Raw genomic sequence first — 26218 nt, forward strand, 5'->3', positions numbered from 1 at the left:
CCCAGAATAAGAACTATATAGAGACCAAAACTATGTCAAACATAACCGCTATTTCCTATCTCATTTCATCGGTGCTGTTCATCCTTGCTTTACGAGGCCTTTCTTCACCAACAACCTCACGCCAAGGAAACACCTTCGGCATGATTGGTATGTTGTTAGCAGTCATCACCACTTTCTTCATCCCTGATTTCAAACCAGTCATTTCCTTGATTGGTGTTGCGATTGTGGGCGGCGCCATCATTGGAACTATTGCTGCTAAACGCGTACAGATGACCAAGATGCCAGAGTTAGTTGCCTTGATGCACTCCTTTGTGGGCTTGTCGGCTGTATTAATTGCGATCGCGGCTGTATTTAATCCAGCGCATGACCATACCGGCGCTCAGAAGATTGAGTTATTCATAGGTGCGTTCATTGGTGCAATTACCTTTACTGCATCCGTCATTGCTTTCGGTAAATTATCTGGAAAGGTTAGCGGCAAACCCGTGAGCTTTACCGGTCAACATTTACTGAACTTAATCTTGGCCATTTCGATGGTCGGCGCTGGTATTGCTTACTACATGGGCGATAGCCACGCAGCCTTCTTGGCAATGTGTGCAATTGCATTGGTATTGGGTGTGACCTTAATCATTCCTATCGGTGGCGCTGATATGCCGGTGGTTGTTTCAATGCTCAACAGTTACTCTGGTTGGGCAGCGGCAGGTATTGGTTTTACCCTGAATAATCCAGTATTGATTATTGCTGGCGCTTGCGTTGGTTCGTCTGGCGCCATTCTGTCTTACATCATGTGTAAAGCCATGAACCGCTCTATTTTGGCGGTTTTGTTAGGAGGCTTTGGTGCTGAGGCTGCTGCAGGCGGTGGCGATGATGGTAGCCCAAAGAATTACAAAACAGGTTCACCAGAAGATGCGGCATTCCTCATGGAAAATGCTGATACGGTAATTATTGTTCCTGGCTATGGTCTTGCAGTTGCGCGCGCTCAACACGCACTCAAAGAGTTAACCGAAAAGTTAACTCACCATGGCGTTACTGTGAAGTATGCAATTCATCCAGTAGCTGGTCGTATGCCTGGCCACATGAATGTACTCTTGGCTGAGGCTGAAGTTCCATACGACCAAGTGTTTGAGATGGAAGATATCAACAGTGACTTTGGACAAGCCGATGTTGTTTTAGTGCTTGGTGCTAATGACGTTGTTAACCCAGCAGCTCGCACTCCTGGCAGCCCAATCTTTGGCATGCCAATCTTAGAAGCCTTTAAAGCTAAGACAATTATCGTTAACAAACGCTCTATGGCTGCAGGATATGCCGGCTTGGATAATGAACTCTTCTATATGGATAAAACCATGATGGTCTTCGGTGATGCGAAGAAGGTGGTTGAAGAGATGGTTAAGGCAGTGGAGTAAACACCCCACATGCCCACTGAAAAAGGCTGCTATTAGCAGCCTTTTTTGTTTTTCATATAGTTTGCATTATAAAAAGGTGGCCAACTATTCATTGCATTAAGCCTGTAAAATCTTCTTACACAATACACTCTTCATTTTCTGAATTATGGTAAAAATCTCTGCGGTCATTATTGACACTTATCCTGATAAAAAGATGTCGAATACCGCAATTAAGATGGTTCAAAGATTAGGTAATTTAGAAACCATTCATGTTTTTTCAGATGAAAAGCCTGACACGCTTGAAAAGATTAATTTCATCAAAATTGATCCCTTCTCTACAGCCAATGAATATGGTCATATTCTATTTACACAAGTACCCTCATTAATTAAAACAAGTCATTTTCTAGTTTTTCAATGGGATGGTTTTCCATTGAACCCAATGTCATGGTCAGATGAGTTTCTAAAATATGACTATATTGGCGCGCCGAAGGGTTCCTGGGTTGGCAATGGTGGCTTTAGCCTACGATCTGCACGATTGGCCCATAAGATTAATGAATTAGGCATCAAGATCAATCTTGAGAATCCATATGATCAACTCGAAGATCAATATATTTGCACTCATTACCGGCCGCTACTTGAACAGAATGGCATTCAGTTTGCTCCTTATGCGCTCGCCAATGATTTTGCATACGACGCTGGAAGTCATGGGCAATTTAAATCTAATGTATTTGGATTCCATTACCCAGCTACATTTCCCATTTTCCTACAAGAGTCCCAATTAATTGAATTGATCGGGTCAATCCTGGCTAGAATGAGCTCCCCTCCAGCATTGAGAGACTTAATTCATAGCATTAGAAATCAAGGGATGGAGTATTTATTAAGAGAAATTTATACAACGCATATTCAACATCCGAATATGGTCAAACTCAATCTCGTAGCAGAAGCTCACGATCCCTTTGGATCACTAATTCAGCTTAGAGAAAAATATTCCCAAAAAAAAATTTAGCCATTTTTCATTAGGATTTAATAAGGGAATTTTGAATAACTAAGGCCAAGCGCATTGACTTCATCAATACACTCGCTTGAGGAATACAACTTTCCATCCTTGCCCATATACAAAAATCCTTTAGTAATACTCTCGCCGGGCGCCCACCACCCATTGCTTTGGTTATGCCTCATCCAAAACTTAGGGGCAATCACCGTTTTGCAAAATTTATTTAACCAAGCCCCCCACCAAGAAAAGGTAGAGTTAGCAATGATTAAGTATTTCGCATGGGTAATTACTAGAAAGTCTTCAGCAACGCTAAAGTGATATGCGGGGAAATCGGGGAATAATTTTTCCGCGGCATCAACATCATCAGTAATAACGATAAATTTTAAATTGTCATGGAGCTTTTTCATTTGCTCAACTGAATTATTCCAGTAATCAGAGCTTAAATAGACATCCGGAATATCTTTGTAGTCCCCGCCCCTAAAGTTAATGATACATACCTCATCTGTAAGATTTAACTTGTCAATTAGCTCAAGATTAGGATTTTTTAGCTCAAACCATTCTTGGATATTTTTTTTATTTTCAAGAATATATCTTTCTGACTGAAAGAATCCAACTAGTTTTGTGAAATCTTGTAAGTGAATAATATTGGGGTTGTAAAACTGCGCCATAAAACTATTATGCATATAGCTATCTGTATATTGCATCTTTGTTTGATCAACCTCAACACCAAGGGAGCAGTCAAATAATTCTGCGCCCAAAAAAGATCTAGGGACATGGAACTCGTAGCCATTTCTCTCTGCCAACGTACGGCATACGGCATATTGCCACATATGATTTCCAAGGCGGCCTATCATTTCTACGCTAATCATTACAAAGCATTCCTAACTCAACTTATAATCCCTGATAGCTTATCATTTACTTTCAAAGCACCGTGATTTATGAAACCCATTAAACTCATATGAAAATAATAGACGCATTTATATTTTTCAATGAAATTGATACGTTAAAGATTCGACTGGGTCTTCTTTATGAGAAAGTAGACCAGTTTGTAATATGCGAATCTAACATTACTCATAGTGGGCAAACAAAGAAATACAATTTTCTAGACCGTCAAAGTGAATTTTTGCCATGGTTAGATAAAATTACGTTTCTTCAGTATGAGCCAGATGTAAGTCACCTTGATTTCACCAAAAAAGATGAGGCCTACAACCCATCTTCCGCTTCTTGGCAAATCGAGACGGGGCAAAGAAACTATCTTGGCAGCTATATAAGAAATCTCAATTCTGAAGACATGGTTATGGTCTGCGACGTTGATGAAATATGGAATCCTACCTTTGCAGACTTTATTAGATCTGGGCAATATGAGCTAGATGCCGCTAGAATGGAAATGCAATTTCATCACTATTATTTAAATTGCGTAGGTATTAGTCAAAGCAACTCCAAATGGATTCATGCATTTTGTGCAAAAGCGTCTTATTTAAAAACAAAGCAAAATATCTCCCAAATTAGAGTCGGTGAGCAGCTTCCAATTGTTGCTGGTGTTGGCTGGCATTTCTCCTACTTAGGAGGCGCCCAAAAAATATCTGAAAAGATTCATGCTTTTGCACATCAAGAAACCAACACAGCAGAAATTAACAACTTAAAGCATCTAGAAAACTGCATCAACCTTGGAATAGACCACCTCGGCAGACCAGATCATGAGTGGGCCTTTCACCCGCTTGGCTACTACCCTCCTGATATCAAGGCTGAAATGGAAAAATTTCCGCATTTAATCAAAAAAAGTTTGGTTTAATTTATTTCATTTCATGCCTGACTACACATCAATCACAGTTACGTCTATTTTTGGTCACAATGATGGGGCATCTGCCATCCCAGCCATCTTAAGATCAATGAAAGAGCTTCCAGGTAGCAAGGGCCTCCTTCTGTCTACCCAGAAACCACAAAATCTTCCACCTCAAATAGATTGGACTGAAATACTGCCCTTAGACTATCGCCAATACAGTCTGTTTGTGATGTTCTCGTTACACAATTTTATTCAAACTGAATTTTGCTTAATTGTTCAGGACGACGGCTGGGTTATCAATGGAAAAAGTTGGAAAAAGGAGTATTTTGATTATGACTATATAGGTGGGCCATGCCATGCAGCATTTGTTGGCAGCGAGCTCGTTCCAGCCTATCAATGGGTTGGTACCTCCAATCCAACTCCACTAGTGATTCAGAATGGTGGCTTAAGTTTACGTAGCAAGAAATTCTTAAAAGCGCCCAGCTGTCATGGCGCACTCTACTATTTTTCTGAAGAACAGATCCTACAGAATGAAGATGTACAACTTACTGGTATTTACAGACCTCAATTAGAAGAACTGGGAATCAAATTTGCCCCAAATAACCTAGCAAAACAATTCTCTGTTGAGTATTTGGGACCAATATTCCATGACGATATTGATTTACTTAGCCTCTTAGCGGTGCATGGACAAACCCGTAAGCTTATTGAAGAAAATACCATTCAAATCACCATCCCAAAAGATCAACTGCAAAGCATACATAGGGAGGAGGAATTGTTAAATTACCTATCTTCAGAGCTCCACTACAACATTCGATATATAGCCTAAACCTACCAGTAATAAAAAATGCCCAGTCTTTCGAACCGGGCATTTTTTTATTTTATTTTTTACCTATCGCCTTTGATAGCTATTGGCAAGATTATCTTGTAGAACATAAGCAATGCCGTTAGCTACTAATGACAGGTCCTTCTCTAGCAAAGTACTTCGATACACCCATCCTGTAGGTAACTTGAGTTCCTTTGCTAAATTAGGAAGATCCTTCATGGTCAAATTAGGATTAACAATTTGGGAATAGGACTGCATCACATAAACCTGACCATCCGGAGCAACTAACTCATATATAGGGCTACCGGCTTTATAGATAAAATTTGTTGTACGGTTGATTTGATTGGGAGAGTATGATTTGCTACCCAAAATTTGCTTTAAGAGCCCTATATCAACCGTTGCTCTTAAGTTCATTTCAATACCACCAAAAGATTCTTTGACATTGTTCGCGGTGGCACCAGCCGCCTGAATCTCATCCATCATCCAATAACGTGGGCCATTTAGATCTACAAAAGAAGCATCATACTTTTTGGCAACCTCTTCCTTCGTGATGGTTTTCCATTGATCCTCAGGACATAAATTTAGCCCCTGGGTATTGAATACTTTCACTTCTAAATTTAGCCAATGGCGTTTACCGTAAAGGATTTCGCAATAGCGTTGATCGCGCAAATTGGATACGCTTTTTTCGAAAATAGGTTGCGAGTTTGCTAACTCTGCAATCAGGATCAACAAGCTTGGAATTAATTTATATAGTTTGGTCATTTTTCTACTTTACCAAATAAAAAACGCCTGGTCTTTTGAACCAGGCGTTTTAGTTTCTACAGTCAAGCGACTGAGGAAATGTACAGCTATTACATCATGCCGCCCATACCACCCATACCGCCCATACCACCCATATCAGGCATTCCACCAGCACCAGACTCATCTTTTGGTGCCTCGGAGATTGCGCAGTCAGTAGTCAACAAGAGGCCAGCAACAGAAGCAGCATTTACCAATGCAGTTTTTGTTACCTTAGTAGGATCAATAACACCTTGAGCAACCAAGTCGCCATACTCACCAGTAGCAGCGTTGTAACCGTTATTGCCTGTGCTTGCTTGTACCGCATTAACAACTACACCAGCATCTTCACCGGCGTTGCTAACGATAGTACGTAATGGCTCTTGCATAGCGCGCAATACGATGCTGATACCAGCGTCTTGATCAGCGTTATCGCCTTTCAATCCCTTGATACCTTGCATAGCACGAATCAATGCTACGCCACCGCCAGGAACAATACCTTCTTCCACGGCAGCACGAGTTGCATGCAATGCATCATCAACGCGAGCTTTCTTCTCTTTCATTTCAACTTCAGTAGCAGCGCCAACACGAATCACCGCAACACCGCCAGCTAATTTAGCTACACGCTCTTGCAATTTTTCCTTGTCGTAATCGCTAGTCGCTTCTTCGATCTGAACACGAATGTTCTTCACGCGAGCTTCAATCGCTTTAGCATCGCCAGCACCATCAATGATGATGGTATTTTCTTTGCCTACTTCGATACGCTTTGCTTGACCCAAGTGCTCAAGAGTTGCTTTCTCGAGTGTCAGGCCGATTTCTTCAGCGATAACAGTTCCGCCAGTCAAGATAGCGATGTCTTCCAACATGGCTTTACGACGATCACCAAATCCTGGAGCCTTAACAGCACAAGTCTTGATAATGCCGCGAATGTTGTTTACAACCAAAGTTGCTAAGGCTTCGCCTTCAACATCTTCAGCAATGATCAACAAAGGACGGCCAGACTTTGCTACTTGCTCGAGTACTGGTAACAAATCACGGATGTTAGCAATCTTCTTATCAAACAAGAGAACGTATGGGCTTTCCAATACAGCAACTTGCTTTTCTGGTTGATTGATGAAGTATGGAGAAAGGTAGCCACGATCAAACTGCATACCTTCAACGACTTCGAGCTCGTCCTCTAAAGACTTACCATCTTCAACAGTGATAACGCCTTCTTTACCTACTTTTTCCATTGCTTCTGCAATGCGCTGACCAATACTATGATCGCTGTTTGCAGAGATAGAACCTACCTGAGCAATTTCTTTAGTGGTCGTGCAAGGCTTGCTAATTTTTGCGAGCTCTGCGATTGCAGCTGTAACAGCTTTATCGATACCACGCTTCAAGTCCATTGGGTTATGGCCTGAAACTACATACTTCATGCCTTCACGAACGATAGACTGAGCCAAAACCGTAGCGGTAGTTGTGCCGTCGCCAGCGATGTCAGCAGTTTTGGAAGCAACTTCCTTAACCATCTGCGCGCCCATGTTTTGCAGCTTGTCTTTAAGTTCGATTTCTTTTGCAACGGACACACCGTCTTTAGTGATGGTAGGGCCGCCGAATGAACGCTCGATCACAACATTGCGACCTTTTGGTCCTAAAGTTGTTTTAACTGCATTAGCAAGAATGTTTACGCCTTCCACCATCTTGGTGCGAGCGCTATCTCCAAATACAACGTCTTTTGCTGCCATGATTAAATTCCTCTCTTAAATACCGAAATTACTTCTGTACAACAGCCATGATGTCGTCTTCACGCATCACGATGAGTTCGTCGCCGTCGACCTTAACGGTTTGACCAGCATATTTGCCAAACAACACGCGATCGCCTACTTTGACGTCGAGTGGGTTCAACTTACCGGCTTCATCTCGTTTTCCAGGACCTACTGCCAATATTTCACCTTGATCAGGCTTTTCTGCAGCAGCATCAGGAATGATGATTCCAGAAGCAGTTTTTGATTCTTGATCTAAACGCTTGATGATTACGCGATCATGTAAGGGACGCAAATTCATCTCTTCTCCTATGTTAGTAAGTGTTAACTATTTAAAAAACTATATAAATCAATGCTTTACAATCTCAGTACAAGGAATGTAAGCGAAATTTGGTAATAAATTCCTGCTTTAGCACTCGCATGTAGGGAGTGCTGATTATATAGGTCTGATTCCCTGGATTTCAAGAGCAGATCCCCATAAATTCTTTAAGGATTTAGCCCCTACCTATACTAGATAGCAGTTCGTAGGAGGCTTCCTACAGATAAATAAGCTTTAAGCCCTTACTACTCCATTCCGTCCTGCCTAGACTGGACAGTCACCGATTGGAGAATGCTGATGAGCCCGAAATCCCGGCTGTACACGCTTGTAAAGGCATGGAAGGACAAACCCTTCCAAGAAGTACGCGACGCCTGTGGCGCGCCTTGGCTTGGCTTGAGCAGCCAAGCACTTGAAGAACATCAATCCTGGTCGAAACGACAAGCAATCAGCCATGAACCTATTTTTAACTGCGGGGGAACAAAACTGACTGGATCATTTTTTAGGCCGCTTCTTGATAGCTCCGATATGCAATTACTGCGTTTATTTATGGAGGGTCTCGATACGATTGCCTATTGGTATCGTGCGGGGCGCTTAATACCCGGTATTTTGACCATCCCGATTCACGCGATTTCCTCTAGCGAATATATAGATGCACTGAGTGATTTAATTTTGAATTCTCGACTACCAGTAGGTCTGGTTGCACTAGGGATTCCATCCATTCCAAATACCGATGAAGCAAAGGCATGCAAAGAAGGTTTATTACGTTTGAGACGTCTCGGTGTATTACTTCACCTTTTAAATTTTAAAGGAACGGTAGAGCAATTGCATTGGATTGAGGAAATGCAACTAGAAGGTGTTCATATAGATATGGGCTCTTTGCGCACTGATCTGCCTTCAATTGAACTCATTACACAAATCAAAAATTCATCTCATTTACTAACAAAAATATATGCGAGCAATATTTCTCTTGTTAAAGATTTAGAAAACGCCGCTACCTTGCAATTTGATTATTGCTATGGCGGATTAATGATGCCGCCTATCAGTCGACATCAAGTACTAAAGGTCAACGATAGCCGACTTGCTAAAGCCATTTTTTCGCTGCACCCTCATCCACACCAAAACCAAAACGGAGACAAGTAATGAGAAAACGCGTGATGTTGGTAGATGACCATCCAGCAATGCTGATGGCACTCAAAAGTATGTTGCAAGACCAGTTGTTATTTGAAATAGCGGGGCAAGCCCAGAACGGCGAAGAATGCCTTAGATCCATCAAAGAAGTAAATCCAAATATGGTCATTTTAGATTTAGATATGCCCAAGACTGATGGGTTTGATGTTATTCGTCGCATTGGATTGATGTATCCAGATATTCGCATGCTTGTTTTATCCAGCTTAGATGAGGCCGTCTATGGCGGAAGAGTTCGTTCACTAGGCGCCCATGGCTTCGTAAATAAAACTGCCGGGGCTGACGTTATCTTGGCAGCCTGCGTAGCCATTTCTCAAGGTTATAACTTTTTTACCCATGGCAAAAATGGCAACAGCTCGCTAACAGATAACGATAAGCTAGCCTTAATCTCAGACCGAGAGCTACAAGTCATGAAATATCTTGGCAAAGGCAATACCAATCAGCAAATTTCAGATCTGTTGCATATCAGCAATAAAACGGTTGCTACATATAAAACAAGGGTCTTTGACAAGCTTGGCATTAATAATATTGCTGATTTAATTCTGTTCTGCAGAATAAATAACATTATCGAAAGTTAATCCCGGGATGCATCGATTCATAGTTTATGGAGGTTTTCTGATTGGCTTGTTATTAAGTGGAACAGTTCTCGCACAATCTTTAAGTCCCGAGGAGCAAGCATGGATCGATGCACACCCTGTTGTACGCTTTAGTATTCATGAAAAATATACCTCTTACCTTGAAACCAATACAAATTCTGGTGAGTCAGGTGTATTTCATGCTCTGATAAAAAAACTGAGTCAATTTACCAATCAAGAATTTATACCAATCTGGCGTAAGACTGACTCAGAGGGCTTGCATCAATTAGCCAAAGGGGATGTTGATTTCATTATTGATCCTCCACACTTAAATGGAGATCACTCATTTGGAACCTTATCAGAGACCATCTTTTGGGGTCATGATGTTATTTTGACTAAACGGTCCAACCAAAATAAGGTCATCACACCCATCAATATTGCCTATTTTGATCGTGGCTATGAGAATCCACCCTCAATTAGCAACTCCCAAAAAAGTACTTCAGTAAATATAGACAATTTAATTTTTCAACTTCTCAAAAATGAAGTCGAAGCATTAGTGCTTCCCATGCGATTAGCCCATTACGCCATCAAGCAACTAGGCAATTCAGACATCCTAGTTGATGGAATGTTCAGTAGAGAACCTTTTGAATACCGATGGCTTATTGGCAACACTGATGAGCCCTTTCACAGAATATTGAATGAGTTTATAAATAACTTAGACCCCATTGAGTCTAGACAACTTTTTGCAATTGGTTTTGAAGCTACGGAGCCCGTTAAAACCCATTGGAGATTTCTTCCATGGGTCTCCAGCTTTGGCTTATTTCTGGGGGGATCCTTTTTACTTTTGCACATGCGTAAAAGGCAAGCTATTCAGGAACAGAGGGCTCGTCTCTTGAGCTCTTCGAAAGAGGCTGCTGAAAAAGCCAATGCAGCTAAATCAGCCTTTTTGGCAACAATGAGCCATGAGATACGCACCCCCATGAATGCCATCCTAGGCGTACAAGAACTCCTCTTGAATAGCCCGCAATTCCCTAATCGAGAAAAGAGATTACTCAAAAGCGCACATGCCTCTGCTGAATCGCTTTTGGGAATACTCAATCAAGTACTTGATCTCTCAAAAATAGAAGCAGGGAAACTGACACTAAATCTAGAGCCTTGCTGTCTCAACAACATTGTTGATGATATTCATGCAGGGTATTCGGCAGTCGCAATGAAGCATGATCTCGTCTTGATCACATCGAAAGATGCAGCGATTGCTGAAGTGCTCATGATGGATGCCCTCAGACTGCGGCAAATTCTGCAAAATTTGATTAGTAACGCCATTAAATTTACTAAGCATGGAGAAATCTATTTCTCCATTAGCGTCTTGGCAGATGATCATGCCGGCCAGTTAATTGAATTTAGGATCATTGATACTGGGGTAGGTATGGATTCTGAGGAGATAGAACTTGCTCTTCAGGCGTTTGAACAAGTACCAGGCAATAGCGAGCAGCAAAATGGTACTGGTCTTGGATTAACTATTACCAATCATTTAGTAAGCTCAATGAATAGCCAGCTGTATTTTGAAAGCGCTCCTGGGTTTGGGAGCAATATTCATTTCTGTGTGGCATTTCCTCGCACTAGTATTGCCGTACCCCAAAACTCCTTTAAGGACAAAAACAAAAGACTGATCAGAAAACTAGCGCCCAGGGATGCTGGAAAAGGATGCTCTCTTCATGCCTTAGTAGTGGAGGATCATGCTGCAAGCCGTCAAATTATCTCCCTGCAATTGCAGGCTTTAGGTATTGAGGTTAAGGTTTGCGATAACGCCATGACTGCACTAGAAAGGCTTTCAGAGAATCACTTTGATCTGTTATTAACCGACCAATCCATTCCTGGGATGCAAGGTTCTGAGTTGGCCAAACATATTCGCTCGCAAGGGTATCAAGACCTCATCATCATTGGCATAACCGCCGATATTTACGCCCTTGATTCCCGAAACCAATTTTTAGCAGCTGGGATGAATGGAGTTCTTATCAAACCAATCAGCTTGCTTAGTCTCGAGAATGAACTAACGCGCTATTTCCAGTTGCAAGAGATGGATGAAAAAAAGAAAGAGTGTGTGACTGAGTATTCTTTTGAAGCTTTTTCTAATCTACTAACAAGCAATCCAAAACAGGTTACATTCATTTTGGAAGAAATTAAAAAAGTACACCAAGCTACCATTGAAACCCTAAAAATGGGAGTAGTTGATGAAGCAGTTCTTGCTAGCCTTATTCATAAAGTAAATGGGGGCGCCCAGTTACTTCAGGCTCGGAGTTTTATCGCAAGCTGTGAATCTATAGAAAAAAATGGTGGTGATTTATCGACAAGAATAAATACCTTTATTGATATTTTGGAGAGAGAAAATCAAATAATTGAAAGCTATCAAAATAGGTACGCCAATGGGTAATTCCTAAAGAAGTTTCGACTTCTCAATTTGACGGTTTATTCTATAGGGATGAGTAAGCCAATTACCCCAACTACAAACCCGCTGCTTGCCATCTTTTGGATTGCCGCCTTAATCATTCCTCTCTCGTGTTTCGCCGAGGGATCAAACCCATTCCCCATTCCCAAGGGAATTACCAATAGCCTTGAGCGCAATCAAATCCCCTTGGATGCCGTTAGTATTTCAGTCATAGAGATAGAGCCTGGCCGCCCAGGTAAGCAGGTTGCTAAAACTTTACTCAATTGGCACGCTAATGAGGCCATGAACCCCGCCTCAACTATGAAGGTTCTAACTACCCTTTCTAGCTTGGATATTCTAGGCCCTCAATATCGTTGGCGCACCAATGTCTATACGGATGGAGTTATCCACCAAGGCACGCTCAAGGGAAATATCTATCTTCAAGGCACTGGTGATCCTAAGCTGGTTCCAGAAGAACTAGCCAAACTCATGAAAGATCTCCAGGGCTTAGGCATTCAAAAAATTGATGGGAATTTATTTTTTGACCGCAGTGCCTATGCTCCAAGTGTGATGGAAACCAATACTATCGATGGCGAATCTTTACGGGCCTATAACGTATCTCCTGACCCCTTGCTCTATGCCTTTAGAACCTTGTCCTTTCAGCTTGGTAAATCACGTACCGCTGACTTTATTGATTTGAGTTATTCGCCTGCGCTCTCCCAATTAAAAGTGGTTAACCAAATGCAATTGGTAGATAAGCCTTGTGATAATTGGAAAAGCAATATTCGTTTCAATTTAGATCCAGAAAATAGTAGCAATACCGATCAAGCGATTACTGCGCAGTTTTCTGGCACATTTCCAAGTTCCTGCAAAGGGGTTAACTACAACGTAGTTGCACTGGATGCGAACACCTTCTTGACGCAAGGCTTTGCTGCGGCCTGGGAATTAGCTGGGGGCGCCTGGGCTCAAGCACCCACTGGAAAAAGTGGAAACGTTCCACTCGCCGCAAGACTTCTATTGCAGTTCGAGGGTATCAATTTGGGAGATGATGTCCAGGATATTAATAAGTATTCAAATAATGTGATGGCACGTCAACTGTTACTTACACTCGCTTTAGAAAAAATGGGGAAGCCAGCTACGACCGCTAACGGTGATCTAGTGATTCAGAGCTGGCTCAAACAAAATAGCATGAACTTTTCTGGGCTAGTGATTGAAAATGGCTCTGGCCTTTCACGCAATGAAGCCATTTCCGCCAATCAAATGAATCAACTACTACTGACAGCACGTAATCTTCCAATTAGCGACATCTTTTATAACAGTCTACCCATCGCTGGCACTGACGGCACTATGAGAAATCGGTTGATGACTCAACTGCGCAAGTTTTTGCATTTAAAGAAAAAACCAGAGGCACGAATTAAAACTGGATCGCTTGCCGATGTACGTGCGATTGCTGGTTATGTGATGAGTAAATCTGGAAAATTGTATGCAGTAACTTCCTTCATAAATCATCCCAACGCCTGGAAAGGCTTAGAGGCTCATGATCAATTACTTACGTGGTTGCTTGAAGACGGTCCAGAACCAAAACAAGCACGCTGAAGTCGATCTCGAACGCCGTCCCACTCCTCGCCAACTGGTGGTTCAGGAAATAAAATTAAATCCCAATCCTGCTGGTCTAAGTCTCGCAGCGATCGATACAAGCGGCTCGCAAATGTAGCGCTATCACTCGGGATAACAACCTCTTCAAAGTGTACTAATGGATACCCATCATGACTTAAGGACGATTCAGAATCCCAGACTGCAACTGCAACACGTGATTTGGTGTCTGGAAATTCACTTAAAGCATCTAAAACGCGTCCTGATGCATACAGACGTAAAGGGGTTGTTGGAGCGTAATGCGCTTTTAAGCTGCCAGACACCTTAGGCAAGAGCTCAGTTTCGCTAAATACCTCGCCCGGCTGATAAACCCGAATTCCCGTCTTCGCCAAAATCACACTAGGCGTAATAACGCCAGGCCTCAATAGGATCGCTCTATCTCCAGAAGATAGGTCAATGATGGTCGACTCAATACCGACTTCACAATCACCACCATCTAACACCATTAAATCCAACACACCTTCAAACTCATGCCTTACATCTGCCGCACTAGTGGGTGATACTTTTCCAAATCGGTTTGCAGAAGGCGCAACCACACCACCTTTAAATTTACGCAATAGTTCTTGCGCGATGGGGTGTGCAGGAGCACGAATGGCTACGGTATCTTGGCCCCCAGTTAATTCATTTAATACGCTTTTATCTTTTTTAAAGACCAGGGTTAGGGGGCCTGGCCAAAATGCATTAATGAGTTTTAATGCGTCCTCAGACAAATCCCGAACCCATGGCGCCAAAACTGGAACCCAATCCACTTGTGCCTGATCAAACCTATCGGGCGCTGCTAAATGCACTATTAAGGGATGATTGGAGGGGCGACCCTTGGTACTAAAGATCTTTTTGATAGCTTCAGGATTTTTAGCATCAGCGCCTAGGCCGTAAACTGTTTCCGTTGGAAAGGCTACTAGACCACCGTCTCGTAAGCTTTGAACTGCTTCATTGATCACTACTGAAGATTGCAGTGCCGTACTATCGCTAGACATTTCTAGGGCTCGATCCCTAATTCAACGGCGACTGCAGCGCAGTTCTTGCGAGCCTCATTTACAGCTTCACCCAAACAATTAATATGACCCATTTTTCTACCAATGCGAGGGGCAGACTTTCCGTACAAATGCAGTTTTGCATCAGGATGAGCAAGAACCTTATTCCATGCAGGCTCCTTCGGTAAATCCTCACTGCCTTCAAACCAAAGATCACCCAACAAATTGAGCATGGATACCGGGGCTAATTGCCGGGTATCACCCAATGGGAGGCGGGCCATGGCCCTCACTTGCTGTTCAAACTGACTACTCACACAAGCATCCATGGTGTAGTGCCCAGAGTTATGGGGTCTTGGTGCAATCTCATTAGCAACGATATCGCCACTCTTCAAGACAAAGAACTCTACGCAAAGGACGCCAACGTAATCAATTTTACGAATCAATGCTTTTGCAGCATCAATAATTTTTTTCTCTTGTGCAGGCTTCAGTGATGGTGCTGGCACTGTTGAAGTATGCAAAATCCCATTGCGGTGAATATTTTGCGACACTGGATAAGCGACAACCGCATCATCATAGCCGCGGACCACTAGTGCAGATACTTCAAAATCCAATTCCATACGCTTTTCAAGCACACAAGGGACGCGCCCAAAATTATTCCATGCCACAGTCAACTCATCTTCGCTGTGAACAGTGATTTGACCTTTGCCGTCATATCCCATGCGAGCAGTTTTTAAGATGCCAGGGAATAGATTGGCTGGAACATGCGTAATATCAGCGTCATGCTCAATGACAAAGTTTGGTGCTGGGCCAATATTGGTTTCAGACTTCCAAGTAGCTAAAAATTTCTTCTCGGCAATACGATTTTGCGCCAAAGATACACAGCTACTTCTAGGAGCAACAAATACCCCCAAAGACTCTAATTCATCTAAAGCTTGGGCGGGAACATTCTCAAACTCAGTACTCACCGAGGCGCATAGGGCAGCCATCTCTTTAAGCGCTGCAGAATCTGTATAGTCCGCTTGAATAAATTTTTCTGCGATTGAGCCCGCAGGACTATCGGGACCAGGATCTAGAACGCAAACCTTGTACCCCATTGCTTGGGCAGCCTGGGTGAACATTCTTCCCAATTGACCACCACCCAATATTCCTAAATACGAACCCGGCAAAATGGGTTCCATACGATCTGCCATGTAATTAATATCCCGGCAAATTCATAGAACGTGCTGCATCTGACTGCTTCACACGAAATTCTTCAAGACGTTTAGCCAATTCAGCATCATGCAAAGCTAAACCTGCAATGACATGTAGTGCTGCATTCGCTGCGCCAGCCTCACCAATAGCAAAGGTGGCAACTGGAATACCTTTTGGCATCTGCACAATGGAATACAAAGAATCTTCACCTCGCAAGTACTTGCTTGCGACAGGAACACCGTACACTGGCACGATCGTTTTAGAGGCTAACATCCCCGGCAGATGCGCTGCGCCACCAGCTCCAGCAATGATGGCTTGCAAACCATTAGCCTGTGCCTGCTCTGCATATACAAACATATCGTCAGGCATGCGATGTGCAGAAAGCACTTTTGCTTCATGAGCAATTCCAAATTGCTCTAGCATTTGAGCGGCATGCTGCATGGTGTCCCAATCTGAATTGGAACCCATCACTATTCCGACTAATGGCTTTTTGCTCATCTACCTCTCCGAATGCCTTAAATATCTTCTAAGGACTCTATTATCCCTGAGTTAAACGCGCTAAGGCTTCGCGGTACTTTTGAGCCGTCTTTTCAATCACATCTGCCGGTAATTGGGGTGCCGGGGCTGTTTTAGGCCACAATTTTCCATTCACCTGCGCCGTCTCAAGCCAGTCACGTACAAATTGCTTGTCATAGGACGGGGGATTTGACCCTACATAGTAAGTTTCGGCAGGCCAGAAACGTGAAGAGTCGGCAGTCAGAATTTCATCCATTAAGACTAGTTGACCCGCATCATCTAAGCCAAATTCAAATTTGGTATCTGCAATGATGATGCCTCTTGTGGCCGCATACTCAGAAGCCTCTTTATATAGACGAATGCTGACCTCACGAATTTGATTCGCAAGTTTCTCGCCAATCAGTTCAATGACTTTTTCAAAAGAAATATTTTCATCGTGTTCGCCCACGTCGGCTTTTGCTGCTGGAGTAAAAATGGGTTCTGGTAATTTTTGAGCATTCTCTAAGCCAGCAGGTAATGTGATTCCACAGACCTTACCAGTTTCTTTGTAATCTTTCCAACCGCTTCCGGCCAAATAGCCACGCACAACTGCTTCCACCAAAATTGGCTTTAAACGCTTAGCAACCACTGCACGTCCTTTGACTTGCTCAACCTCATCTGCCGGCACTACAGTCGCAGGATCGATTCCAGTTAAATGATTTGGAATGACTTTTCCTAACTTATCAAACCAGAAATTGGCCATTTGATTGAGAAGAATGCCTTTTTCAGGAATGGGCTCACCCATCACAACATCAAAAGCAGATAAACGATCCGTAGTGATCATCAAGAGCTTGTCATCACCCAGTGCATAAACATCACGCACTTTGCCCTTTGAGAGCAAAGGCAGCGACTTAATAGAGGTAGCATACAAAGCAGGCATATTTAGCTCACTTCACGATCTGAGCTAACTTACCACTCTTGTAGAGCTCAGCCATCTTCTCAAGAGGAATTGGCTTTATCTTGGAGGCCTGGCCAGCAGAACCAAAAGCAATAAAGCGGGCCATACACACTTGCTTTGCAGCTTCACGAGCTGGCTTTAAATAATCACGTGGATCAAACTTGCTTGGATTTTCAATAAAGTAGCGACGAATGGCGCCAGTCATCGCAAGACGAATATCGGTATCGATATTGATTTTGCGAACGCCATTCTTAATTCCCTCTTGAATCTCTTCAACTGGTACGCCATAAGTTTCTTTCATATCACCACCAAACTCACGAATTTCAGCCAATAACTCCTGAGGAACACTAGAGGAGCCATGCATCACTAAGTGCGTATTTGGAATGCGCGCATGAATTTCTTTAATGCGATCGATTGCGAGAATATCGCCAGTGGGCTTCTTACTGAACTTATATGCGCCATGACTTGTGCCAATTGCAATAGCCAAAGCATCGCACTGGGTTGCTTTTACAAAATCGGCTGCCTGTTCCACATCGGTTAGTAATTGCTCTCGAGTCATTTTTCCGTCGGCACCATGACCGTCTTCTTTATCACCCTGCATGGTTTCCAAGGAGCCCAATACGCCTAGTTCAGCTTCGACCGTAACCCCAATAGAGTGAGAAAACTTCACCACCTCTTTAGACACATCTACGTTGTATTCATAACTAGCCACTGTTTTGCCATCGGCCTCGAGTGAGCCATCCATCATGACCGAGGTAAACCCACTCTTAATTGCTGCCATACATACTGCAGGATTTTGACCGTGGTCTTGATGCATTACCACTGGAATATGAGGGTACGCCTCAACTGCAGCAGAAATTAAATGGCGTAAAAATGCTTCGCCTGCGTATTTTCTGGCGCCAGCTGAAGCTTGCATAATGACCGGGGAATCCGCTTCATTAGCCGCTTCCATAATTGCAGTAACCTGCTCTAAATTATTCACATTAAACGCTGGTAAGCCGTAACCATTTTCAGCGGCGTGATCTAAAAGTTGTCGTAAAGAGACTAAAGCCATGATGTTTTCTTTATTAGTAGTGTTTGAATAAATAAATGCATTACTTCACATGAATAATTTTGAGACTGTTGGTACCGCCTGGTTCGCCCATGGGTTCTCCAGAGGTCAACACCACGGTATCTCCAGCCTTTACCGCGCCCGCCTTCTTTAGGCAGGTTTCCACCTCTTGCAATGCTGTATCTCGCTCTTTGGTGTAATCAAGCCCTATTGGAGTCACATTACGGTAAGTACTCAATGCGCGCTGCGTTGCGATCTTCGAAGTCAGCGCAAAAATCGGAACATGGATATTGTGACGACTCATCCACACGGCAGTAGATCCAGAATCCGTCAATGCTGCGATGGCATTAGCGTGTAAATGGTGAGCCGTAAATAATGCGCCCAAGGCAATCGTCTGGTCAATACGCGCAAAAGTTTGATCTAAAAAATCTGTATCCAATTTCACTGGATCAGATTTCTCCGCCTCTATGCATATTTCTGCCATGGCTTTAATTGTCTGCACTGGGTAAGAACCTGCAGCAGACTCAGCAGACAACATCACAGCATCGGTACCATCTAATACAGCATTTGCCACATCACTTACTTCTGCACGAGTTGGCACAGGTGCACTAATCATAGACTCCATCATTTGAGTGGCGGTGATTGTAAATTTATCGGCTTCGCGTGCCCACTTAATCATGCGCTTTTGCAATGCAGGCACAGCTGCATTGCCAACCTCGATAGCGAGATCTCCACGAGCTACCATAATTCCATCGCTCTCGGCGATGATGCTCTTTAAGGCTTCAGCCTCAATCGCTTCAGCACGCTCTACCTTGGCAATCGTTCTTACTTTGCCAACTCCATATTTAACACTCGCTGCATCAGCTAAACGACGCGCATATGCCATATCAGCCCCATCCTTTGGGAAGCTAATAGCGAGAAAATCTACACCCATAGCAATCGCAGCATCCAAATCAGCAATATCTTTTTCTGTTAATGCTGGTGCTGTTAAGCCGCCGCCAGCTCGATTAATACCTTTATTGTTGGATAGCGGACCACCTTGCTCTACTAACGTGAAAATCTCACCGCCCTTGACGCTCTCAACACGCAGCACCACTAAGCCATCATTTAATAAAAGACGGTCACCTGGTTTCACATCATTTGGCAACTCTTTGTAGTCCAGTCCTATGCGCCCTTGATTGCCGAGCTCGCATGCCACATCTAAAATAAATTTTTCACCTTCTTGAAGCAAGATTTTGCTGTCTTCAAATTTTCCTACTCGAATCTTTGGCCCCTGTAGGTCGGCCATAATTCCGACTTCTTTACCTACCTCAGCAGAAATGCTGCGCACTAAATCATGACGTGCTTTGTGATCCGCTACAGTGCCATGTGAAAAATTCATACGCACTACATCTACGCCCGCACGAATCATCTCGCGTAACACTTCAGGCTTTTCTGAGGCAGGCCCTAAGGTTGCAATGATTTTGGTTGCTCTTAGCATGTTTAGTCTTTCGCCCGTTCGGCCAATACTGCAAAGGCTGGCAAAGTTTTGCCTTCAAGGAATTCCAAGAAAGCACCTCCACCAGTTGATATGTAATCTACTTGATTTTCAATACCGTACTTAGCGATTGCAGCCAAAGTATCACCGCCACCAGCAATAGAGAACGCAGGTGAGTGTGCGATTGCGGCTGCCAACATTTTGGTTCCACCACCAAATTGGTCAATCTCAAATACGCCCAAGGGACCATTCCACACAATCGTACCGGCATGCGCCAACATGATGGATAAGCGTGCCGCGGTTTTTGGCCCAATATCTAAAATCATGTCGTCCTCTGCTACCTGATCAGCAGCGACGCGGTTCGCACGGGCCAATGGAGATAACTCATTAGCAACAACAACGTCCTCTGGAATGGGTACATGGGCGCCACGCTTTTCCATGAGCTCCATAATTTCTCTGGCTTCGTCCACTAAGTCTGGCTCGGCGAGTGATTTACCAATGGGTAATCCCTTAGCCAACATGAAGGTATTCGCAATACCACCACCAACAATCAGCTCATCTACTTTTTCGGATAAAGCCTTAAGGATGGTCAGCTTGGAGGAGACTTTAGAGCCAGCAACAATCGCCACCAAAGGGCGCTTTGGACTAGCGAGCGCTCGACTTAAAGCATCTAACTCGGCAGCCATCAAAGGGCCTGCACAGGCAATCGGCGCAAATTTTGCAACCCCATAAGTAGTTGCTTCAGCGCGATGGGCAGTACCAAATGCATCGTTGACATAGACATCACACAGCGCTGCGATTTTCTTTGCTAACTCATCGCTATTTTTTTTCTCGCCGACATTTAAGCGGCAGTTCTCCAGCAAAACTATTTCTCCTGGGCTTACCTCAAAACCACCATCAACCCAATCACTAATCAATGGAACTTTGCGATTTAATAAAGCCGCAATTCGATCCGCCACCGGAGCCAAACTGTCTTCGGGTTTAAATTGCCCTTCTGTTGGACGACCCAAATGAGATGTCACCATTACGGCAGCCCCTGCATCCAAACACATCTGTACAGCAGGCATAGAAGCTCGGATACGAGTGTCTTCAGTGATATTTCCGGCTTCGTCCTGCGGCACATTAAGGTCAGCACGAATAAGTACTCGTTTACCTTTTAATTGGCCTGATTGGGCTAAATCGGTTAAACGCTTAACTTTAAATAAAGATTCCGGCATGAGATTGGCTAATTAAGGTGGTTTAGGGGAAAACTCCATTCTAAATCGTCTAGCCCCACGACCCCAAAGGACTTACCCTGCCTGCTCTACAATAAGAACTTGGACGCATTGAGAGTCAAAAGGCATAAAAACCACCTGACCCAGTACCCCGTTTAATCCGCAATGAGTTAACAGACACAAAGGTAGAGAAAAAATGTCGATGTCCGACCGCGATGGTTTTATTTGGTCCGATGGGAAGCTAATTCCTTGGCGCGAGGCCAATATTCACGTTTTAACCCATAGTCTTCACTACGGAATGGGCGTTTTTGAGGGTATTCGTGCCTATAAAACCCCCCAAGGCACCGCTATTTTTCGACTGCCTGAGCACGTAAAACGCCTATTTAATGGCACCAAAATCTTCCAAATGAACATGCCGTATAGCCCTGAAGAGATCACTAAGGGCATTATTGATACGGTTAACAGCAATAAACTAGAAGCCTGCTATATCCGCCCTATCATCTTTATTGGCTCGCAAAAGCTCGGAATCTCCCCTAAGGGCAATACCATTCATACGGCTATTGCGGCCTGGGAATGGGGTGCTTATTTAGGCGAAGATGGCCTGAACAAGGGAATTCGCGTAAAAACATCTTCTTTTACCCGCCATTTCGTCAACTCTTCGCTGGTACGGGCTAAGGCTTCGGGTTACTACATTAACTCGATTTTGGCTAATCAAGAAGTTACTGCCAATGGATATGATGAAGCTTTGCTGCTAGATACTGAAGGCTATGTATCTGAAGGCTCAGGCGAAAACTTATTCATGGTGCGCAACGGTATTGTTTACACACCAGATTTAGCTTCTTGTTTAGATGGCATTACACGCGACTCTGTAATGCAAATTGCAAAAGATTTGGGATACGAAGTACGCGAAAAACGTTTAACGCGTGACGAAGTGTATTCTGCTGATGAAGCATTCTTTACAGGTACAGCTGCTGAGGTAACTCCAATTCGCGAATTAGATGACCGCTCCATTGGTGATGGTGAGCGTGGCCCCATTACAGAGAGAATTCAAAAAACTTATTTTGATGCCGTCTACGGTAGAAACGATCAGTACAAAAAGTGGCTTACTTACGTTAAATAATATTTAGTGATCAGGAAGTTAAATATGACTGCAGCCCAAACAGTGATGGTGGATGGAAAAGATTTGCCATTGCATTGCCCTACCAGCAATACGCCGGCATGGAATTCTCATCCACGCGTTTTTTTAGACATTACAAAAACTGGGGAAGCAAAGTGTCCATACTGTGGCGCTGAGTACAAACTCATTCCCGGCACCGAACCACACGGACATTGAATCTGATCAGCACCTCTTTGCGAGGTGCTGAGTCGGGATACATCATATGCACGGTATTCTGATCATCGCCCCAAACTGGATTGGGGACGCCGTCATGACTCAGCCTTTATTGGCTCACCTCAAAACCCAATTTCCAAACTCCAAAATTGATGTTCTAGCCAGTGTTTGGGTTGCTCCTATTTATCGGGCTTGCACAGAGGTAAACGAAGTAATAGATGCACATTTTGAACATAAAAAATTGCAATGGGATTTGCGTAAACAATTAGCAAAAAAAATAGCGGGGAAAAAATATCAAGCCTGCTTTGTCTTGCCCAATAGCTTTAAATCTGCACTCATTCCATGGCTTGCTAATATTCCTTTTCGTATTGGCTATCGAGGTGAATTACGTTTTGGCCTGATTAACTTAGCACTAGAAAATCCTAGCAAGGTAAATCGGCCGCCGATGGTAGAGCACTATCTTGCACTAAGTAGTTTGTTGCAAGAAGATCAACAGGCAATACCACGCAAGCTCACCCCCACACTCAATGTTTCATCAGCTGCGCAAGAGTCTGTTGAAAAGAAATTAAGCAATCTTAAGATTCCATCTCAAACACTTTATATTTTTTGCCCAGGCGCAGAGTATGGTCCAAGCAAACGCTGGCCTACAGATCACTTTGCCAAATTGGCTCAAGAATTGATACAGGAAAACTCTACTAATCAAATCATTCTTCTTGGGGGCAAAGGAGATCAAGCTATCTCCCAAGAAATTGCATCGCAAGCAAATCAAGCATCTCGTATTCACAACTGGTCAGGAACAACCACTTTAGATGAGGCTATTGCGTTAATTGGTATGGCTAAAGCAGTCATTAGTAACGATTCTGGCTTAATGCACATTGCTGCCGCACTCAGAACCCCGCAAGTTGCGATCTTCGGTTCTAGTGACCCCGCTCATACCCCGCCTTTATCAGACAAGGCTAAAGTCATTTGGTTAAATCTACCCTGTAGCCCCTGCCACAAAAAAGAGTGCCCCCTTGGTCATTTGCAGTGCTTAAAAGACATCTCTCCTGAACAAGTATTGGCTACACTAAACACCTTGTAATCTTTTCCCAGAAAAGTGAGCCATGACCAAACTAGCTAGACTCTTTCACAATGCTGACGATGTAGTAGACGCTTGGCGTGATGCACTTCGTCATCGCGATGTTAAAGGTGCTTTAGATATTTGGCTCGATGATGACTCTATAACTTGCGTGCTTCCTGAAGGCCATCGCCTGAGCGGTCATGCAGAAATTCGTGAAGGCCTAGAAAGGCTTCTAGCTAAGCAACCTTTATTTCTGGAACCCATTGCTTGTATTAGCCATTCAGTTCTGGGGGCTGCCATATATGACACTACAGAAGCAGTTCACTTAAGACCCGATCAAGTGGAGGCAGAATTTTTCCTCAACATCACCTTGGTTCTCTTACAGGACAGTCAAGGCTGGCGGATTGCACACTTACATGCTAGTCACTCTACCGAAGAAACATTTGACGCTCCTTCTACACCTCACGGATTGCATTAGTAATCCGAAATGGATGATCAAGTACTTCGCTCATTAGTTAAATGGCCTAATGTTCCCGAGTGTTTTGGCTGGCTTGCACTAGATCGTCGTGGGCAATGGCGTATGCGTGATGAATTCGCCCAGCAAAATCACTTATCTGGCCAAGTCATAGTGCATCGCGCCCTAAGTGAATTTATCTCCAGAAATTATGCATGTGACCAAGCAGGAAATTACTTTTTTCAAAATGGTCCACAACGTGTGTTTGTCACCCTAGATTACACACCTTGGATAGTACGTATTACCCCTGCGCAAGAAGGATCACAATTCCTCACCCAATGTCAAACCCCATTTGCACCCAGCGCAGCATTCAGCGATGAGCAGGGAAATATTTATATTGCTGGGTCTACCCATCAAACTATTGATGAGAATAATCAAAAACAGTCTTTTGTTAATGAAGCATGCCAAAGTGTGGCGATACTGCATGATCACGATCTAGATCATTTTTCTGAATTAGCTATCCTGCGTGAACAAGCTTGTAGCTTTGGCGGGTCTTGGACCTGGCATGGAAAACAGCTGCCCTTAGACCCCATCCTTTCTAACGAATTAAGTCAGCGCTTTCATTACATCAAAAGTCCCACGCCTACTACCTAACCTAACTAGGTAATTGTTTGTTTTCTTTGAGCTCGTCTTGATACTGACGTTGCATTTCGCGCAAACGAGCATCAATACTAGAACCCTGATAAAAATCTGAGCCACCAGCCGCACGGGCAATCCTCAATTGCTCAATGGCAGATGGCCATGCACCTTCAAGCGCATATTTTTCTCCCAGAGCGTAGTGACGCATAGGGATATTGTTAGCCTTCTCATAAGCATTGGACAGCATTCCCCACCAAACAATCTCATTAGGCTGTGATTTTGTACGCGCCTTTAACCAAGCAATAGCATCGTTCGTTCTGCCCAACTTTAATTCAGCATTAATCATGGCTGCGCCAGCCGCATAAGACTGAGGGTATGCACGTAAAGCAGTCTGCGCAATTTGTAGTGCCTCTTCATTTTTACCCCTAGCTAGCGCCAACTCTGAAGCGGTGATATCCAAAGAAAGGCTTTGGCGCTGAATAGGCGATCCTGGGGCGCTCGATTTTTGCGCTAAATTACGTGCTTGTTGCAAATCAGCCTCTGCCTGATCCCACTTGCCCTGTCTTTGAGCAATTAGGGCCAAACCATAAAAGCCTTCCATTTGTTTTCCAGCTTGTGGCTGCTTGCTTAAACTGTCAAAAGTATTTTTTAAGTCGTAGAGCCCACTAGAGGTTCCCGCTTGTTCCATACGAGCCCGAGCCTTAATAAAGTAAAACTCAGCTGATGTGGGTACATTGCGCGGAGGCACAGTACGTGCACGATCTTGCATATCCGCAATACGGTCAATTGTTAAAGGGTGAGTACGAACATACGATGGTACTCCCTTGTCCATAATTCCAGTGGCCTTTTGTAAGCGCTGAAAAAATCCTGGGGCGCCATTAACGTCATAACCACTGGCATCCAAGATCTGAAAACCAATACGATCCGCCTCACGCTCAGCATCTCTAGAATATGACAGCTGGTTATTAATGGCGACCGCTTGTCCGCCCTGCATAAGGCCAGCCGCGGCCTGAGGATTGCGTGATGCAGCTAATGCACCAAGCAGTACTCCAGCTAAAGCAATCATTGTGTTGGTAGCTTGCTTATCCATTTGCCTGGCTAAATGACGCTGCAATACGTGGCCAGTTTCATGACCCATTACGGAAGCTACTTCAGAGTCTGATTCTGCATTGACAATCAAGCCTGTATGAAAACCAATGAATCCACCCGGCAATGCGAATGCATTAATGCTGCTATCTTTTACCGCAAATAATTCAAAATTGTAGGCACCACTACCCTGCTCATTAGCACCACCCAGCTGAGCTTTCTTTGCAGCCTGTAATAAACGTCGCTCCATTTGATTAAGGTAATCATAGATCGGTAAATCATTTGAATAATCAGGATCCGGCCTAATTTGACGCATGATTAACTCACCATACTTACGCTCATCTATGCGACTTAATGAATCTCCGCCGGGATCACCCATATCTGGCAACACAATATTAGACTGAGTATAGGTAGTTCTAGTTGGCGCATTAGTGGGTCGCGCGTCTGGAGACTGCATAGCACGGCCAATATTCTGTATAGCTGCTGAATTTCCCTCAACAGAAACATCGCCTGTTACTGAGGCTGCATAAGTAGGGGAAAGACCTGAGCAAGTCAGGGTCAATATTAGTTGGGCAGTGACTAAACGCCACAAAAAGGAGGGTTTTTTATCTAACTTCATGTCTTGCATCCC

At 43.7% G+C, this 26218-nt stretch carries 25 protein-coding genes; 13 read left to right on the forward strand and 12 right to left on the reverse strand.

Annotated features, from left to right (window positions below; genetic code table 11):
* Positions 1-32: 32 nt before the first annotated feature.
* On the forward strand, positions 33-1400 hold the full coding sequence (locus tag PNUC_RS09340) for an NAD(P)(+) transhydrogenase (Re/Si-specific) subunit beta (protein WP_011903635.1): 1368 nt from the start codon (positions 33-35) through the stop codon (positions 1398-1400).
* Between the two features lie 193 nt (positions 1401-1593).
* Positions 1594-2385 (forward strand): DUF5672 family protein, encoded by a 792-nt coding sequence (locus PNUC_RS09345; RefSeq protein ID WP_143070229.1) that lies wholly within the window; start codon positions 1594-1596, stop codon positions 2383-2385.
* 17 nt (positions 2386-2402) lie between these two features.
* Here PNUC_RS09345 and PNUC_RS09350 read toward each other — a convergent pair whose 3' ends face one another.
* A complete protein-coding gene (locus tag PNUC_RS09350) occupies positions 2403-3242 on the reverse strand; it encodes an alpha-1,2-fucosyltransferase (protein WP_011903637.1) in 840 nt (279 codons plus the stop codon).
* Positions 3243-3331: 89 nt separating this feature from the next.
* Between PNUC_RS09350 and PNUC_RS09355 the strand changes: the two genes are divergently transcribed.
* Together PNUC_RS09355 and PNUC_RS09360 are read left to right on the forward strand one after the other, a co-directional pair.
* The gene (locus PNUC_RS09355; RefSeq protein ID WP_011903638.1) at positions 3332-4165 is read left to right on the forward strand and encodes a glycosyltransferase family 17 protein; all 834 of its coding nucleotides are present in this window, start codon (positions 3332-3334) and stop codon (positions 4163-4165) included.
* A 13-nt stretch (positions 4166-4178) separates the two neighbouring features.
* A complete protein-coding gene (locus tag PNUC_RS09360) occupies positions 4179-4982 on the forward strand; it encodes a DUF5672 family protein (RefSeq protein ID WP_011903639.1) in 804 nt (267 codons plus the stop codon).
* Between the two features lie 63 nt (positions 4983-5045).
* Here the strand turns inward: PNUC_RS09360 and PNUC_RS09365 are convergent, their stop codons facing one another.
* The 3 genes from PNUC_RS09365 to PNUC_RS09375 form a co-directional block, all read right to left on the reverse strand.
* Positions 5046-5741 (reverse strand): hypothetical protein, encoded by a 696-nt coding sequence (locus PNUC_RS09365; RefSeq protein ID WP_011903640.1) that lies wholly within the window; start codon positions 5739-5741, stop codon positions 5046-5048.
* A gap of 89 nt (positions 5742-5830) precedes the next feature.
* A complete protein-coding gene (gene groL / locus PNUC_RS09370; protein ID WP_011903641.1) occupies positions 5831-7483 on the reverse strand; it encodes a chaperonin GroEL in 1653 nt (550 codons plus the stop codon).
* 28 nt (positions 7484-7511) lie between these two features.
* Positions 7512-7802, reverse strand: coding sequence for a co-chaperone GroES (locus PNUC_RS09375; protein WP_011903642.1), 291 nt, complete (start codon positions 7800-7802; stop codon positions 7512-7514).
* 315 nt (positions 7803-8117) lie between these two features.
* Here PNUC_RS09375 and PNUC_RS09380 point away from each other — a divergent pair, with 315 nt between their 5' ends.
* Genes PNUC_RS09380 through dacB form a run of 4 tightly spaced genes read left to right on the forward strand, consistent with a single transcriptional unit; the run spans position 8118 to position 13601 of the window.
* Positions 8118-8960: a diguanylate phosphodiesterase gene (locus tag PNUC_RS09380; protein WP_011903643.1), complete on the forward strand. Its 843-nt coding sequence runs from the start codon at positions 8118-8120 to the stop codon at positions 8958-8960.
* A complete protein-coding gene (locus PNUC_RS09385; RefSeq protein ID WP_011903644.1) occupies positions 8960-9583 on the forward strand; it encodes a response regulator transcription factor in 624 nt (207 codons plus the stop codon). The genes PNUC_RS09380 and PNUC_RS09385 overlap by 1 nt, the downstream gene beginning before the upstream one ends.
* Before the next feature lie 7 nt (positions 9584-9590).
* A complete protein-coding gene (locus PNUC_RS09390; protein WP_011903645.1) occupies positions 9591-12011 on the forward strand; it encodes an ATP-binding protein in 2421 nt (806 codons plus the stop codon).
* A gap of 48 nt (positions 12012-12059) precedes the next feature.
* Entirely contained in the window at positions 12060-13601 is a 1542-nt protein-coding gene (gene dacB, locus PNUC_RS09395; RefSeq protein ID WP_011903646.1) for a D-alanyl-D-alanine carboxypeptidase/D-alanyl-D-alanine endopeptidase, read from the forward strand.
* Here the strand turns inward: dacB and PNUC_RS09400 are convergent.
* From PNUC_RS09400 to PNUC_RS09430, 7 genes are read right to left on the reverse strand one after another with little or no spacing between them, the layout of a single operon-like run.
* The gene (locus PNUC_RS09400) at positions 13547-14635 is read right to left on the reverse strand and encodes an L-threonylcarbamoyladenylate synthase (protein WP_011903647.1); all 1089 of its coding nucleotides are present in this window, start codon (positions 14633-14635) and stop codon (positions 13547-13549) included. The genes dacB and PNUC_RS09400 overlap by 55 nt on opposite strands.
* 2 nt (positions 14636-14637) lie before the next feature.
* A complete protein-coding gene (locus tag PNUC_RS09405) occupies positions 14638-15822 on the reverse strand; it encodes a 5-(carboxyamino)imidazole ribonucleotide synthase (protein ID WP_011903648.1) in 1185 nt (394 codons plus the stop codon).
* Positions 15823-15826: 4 nt separating this feature from the next.
* Positions 15827-16321 carry a 5-(carboxyamino)imidazole ribonucleotide mutase gene (gene purE, locus PNUC_RS09410; RefSeq protein WP_011903649.1) on the reverse strand — a complete coding sequence of 165 codons (495 nt, stop codon included), beginning with the start codon at positions 16319-16321 and terminating at the stop codon, positions 15827-15829.
* Between the two features lie 40 nt (positions 16322-16361).
* A complete protein-coding gene (locus tag PNUC_RS09415; RefSeq protein ID WP_011903650.1) occupies positions 16362-17258 on the reverse strand; it encodes a phosphoribosylaminoimidazolesuccinocarboxamide synthase in 897 nt (298 codons plus the stop codon).
* A gap of 7 nt (positions 17259-17265) precedes the next feature.
* Positions 17266-18330 (reverse strand): class II fructose-bisphosphate aldolase, encoded by a 1065-nt coding sequence (fba, locus tag PNUC_RS09420; RefSeq protein WP_011903651.1) that lies wholly within the window; start codon positions 18328-18330, stop codon positions 17266-17268.
* 40 nt (positions 18331-18370) lie between these two features.
* Entirely contained in the window at positions 18371-19807 is a 1437-nt protein-coding gene (gene pyk, locus PNUC_RS09425) for a pyruvate kinase (RefSeq protein ID WP_011903652.1), read from the reverse strand.
* 2 nt (positions 19808-19809) lie between these two features.
* Positions 19810-21021, reverse strand: coding sequence for a phosphoglycerate kinase (locus PNUC_RS09430; protein WP_011903653.1), 1212 nt, complete (start codon positions 21019-21021; stop codon positions 19810-19812).
* A gap of 193 nt (positions 21022-21214) precedes the next feature.
* Between PNUC_RS09430 and PNUC_RS09435 the strand changes: the two genes are divergently transcribed.
* The 5 genes from PNUC_RS09435 to PNUC_RS09455 are packed head-to-tail and all read left to right on the forward strand — an operon-like array spanning position 21215 to position 24516.
* Positions 21215-22138 carry a branched-chain amino acid transaminase gene (locus PNUC_RS09435; RefSeq protein ID WP_011903654.1) on the forward strand — a complete coding sequence of 308 codons (924 nt, stop codon included), beginning with the start codon at positions 21215-21217 and terminating at the stop codon, positions 22136-22138.
* Positions 22139-22162: 24 nt separating this feature from the next.
* Positions 22163-22351: a zinc-finger domain-containing protein gene (locus tag PNUC_RS09440; protein ID WP_011903655.1), complete on the forward strand. Its 189-nt coding sequence runs from the start codon at positions 22163-22165 to the stop codon at positions 22349-22351.
* A gap of 46 nt (positions 22352-22397) precedes the next feature.
* Entirely contained in the window at positions 22398-23429 is a 1032-nt protein-coding gene (waaF, locus tag PNUC_RS09445) for a lipopolysaccharide heptosyltransferase II (protein WP_011903656.1), read from the forward strand.
* A gap of 22 nt (positions 23430-23451) precedes the next feature.
* Positions 23452-23886 carry a YybH family protein gene (locus PNUC_RS09450; protein ID WP_011903657.1) on the forward strand — a complete coding sequence of 145 codons (435 nt, stop codon included), beginning with the start codon at positions 23452-23454 and terminating at the stop codon, positions 23884-23886.
* Positions 23887-23895: 9 nt separating this feature from the next.
* Positions 23896-24516 (forward strand): DUF2946 family protein, encoded by a 621-nt coding sequence (locus PNUC_RS09455; RefSeq protein ID WP_011903658.1) that lies wholly within the window; start codon positions 23896-23898, stop codon positions 24514-24516.
* Position 24517: 1 nt separating this feature from the next.
* Here PNUC_RS09455 and PNUC_RS09460 read toward each other — a convergent pair whose 3' ends face one another.
* Positions 24518-26206 carry a M48 family metalloprotease gene (locus tag PNUC_RS09460; protein ID WP_011903659.1) on the reverse strand — a complete coding sequence of 563 codons (1689 nt, stop codon included), beginning with the start codon at positions 26204-26206 and terminating at the stop codon, positions 24518-24520.
* Positions 26207-26218 lie beyond the last annotated feature (12 nt).

Source organism: Polynucleobacter asymbioticus QLW-P1DMWA-1, from assembly GCF_000016345.1.
GTDB classification, from domain to species: domain Bacteria; phylum Pseudomonadota; class Gammaproteobacteria; order Burkholderiales; family Burkholderiaceae; genus Polynucleobacter; species Polynucleobacter asymbioticus.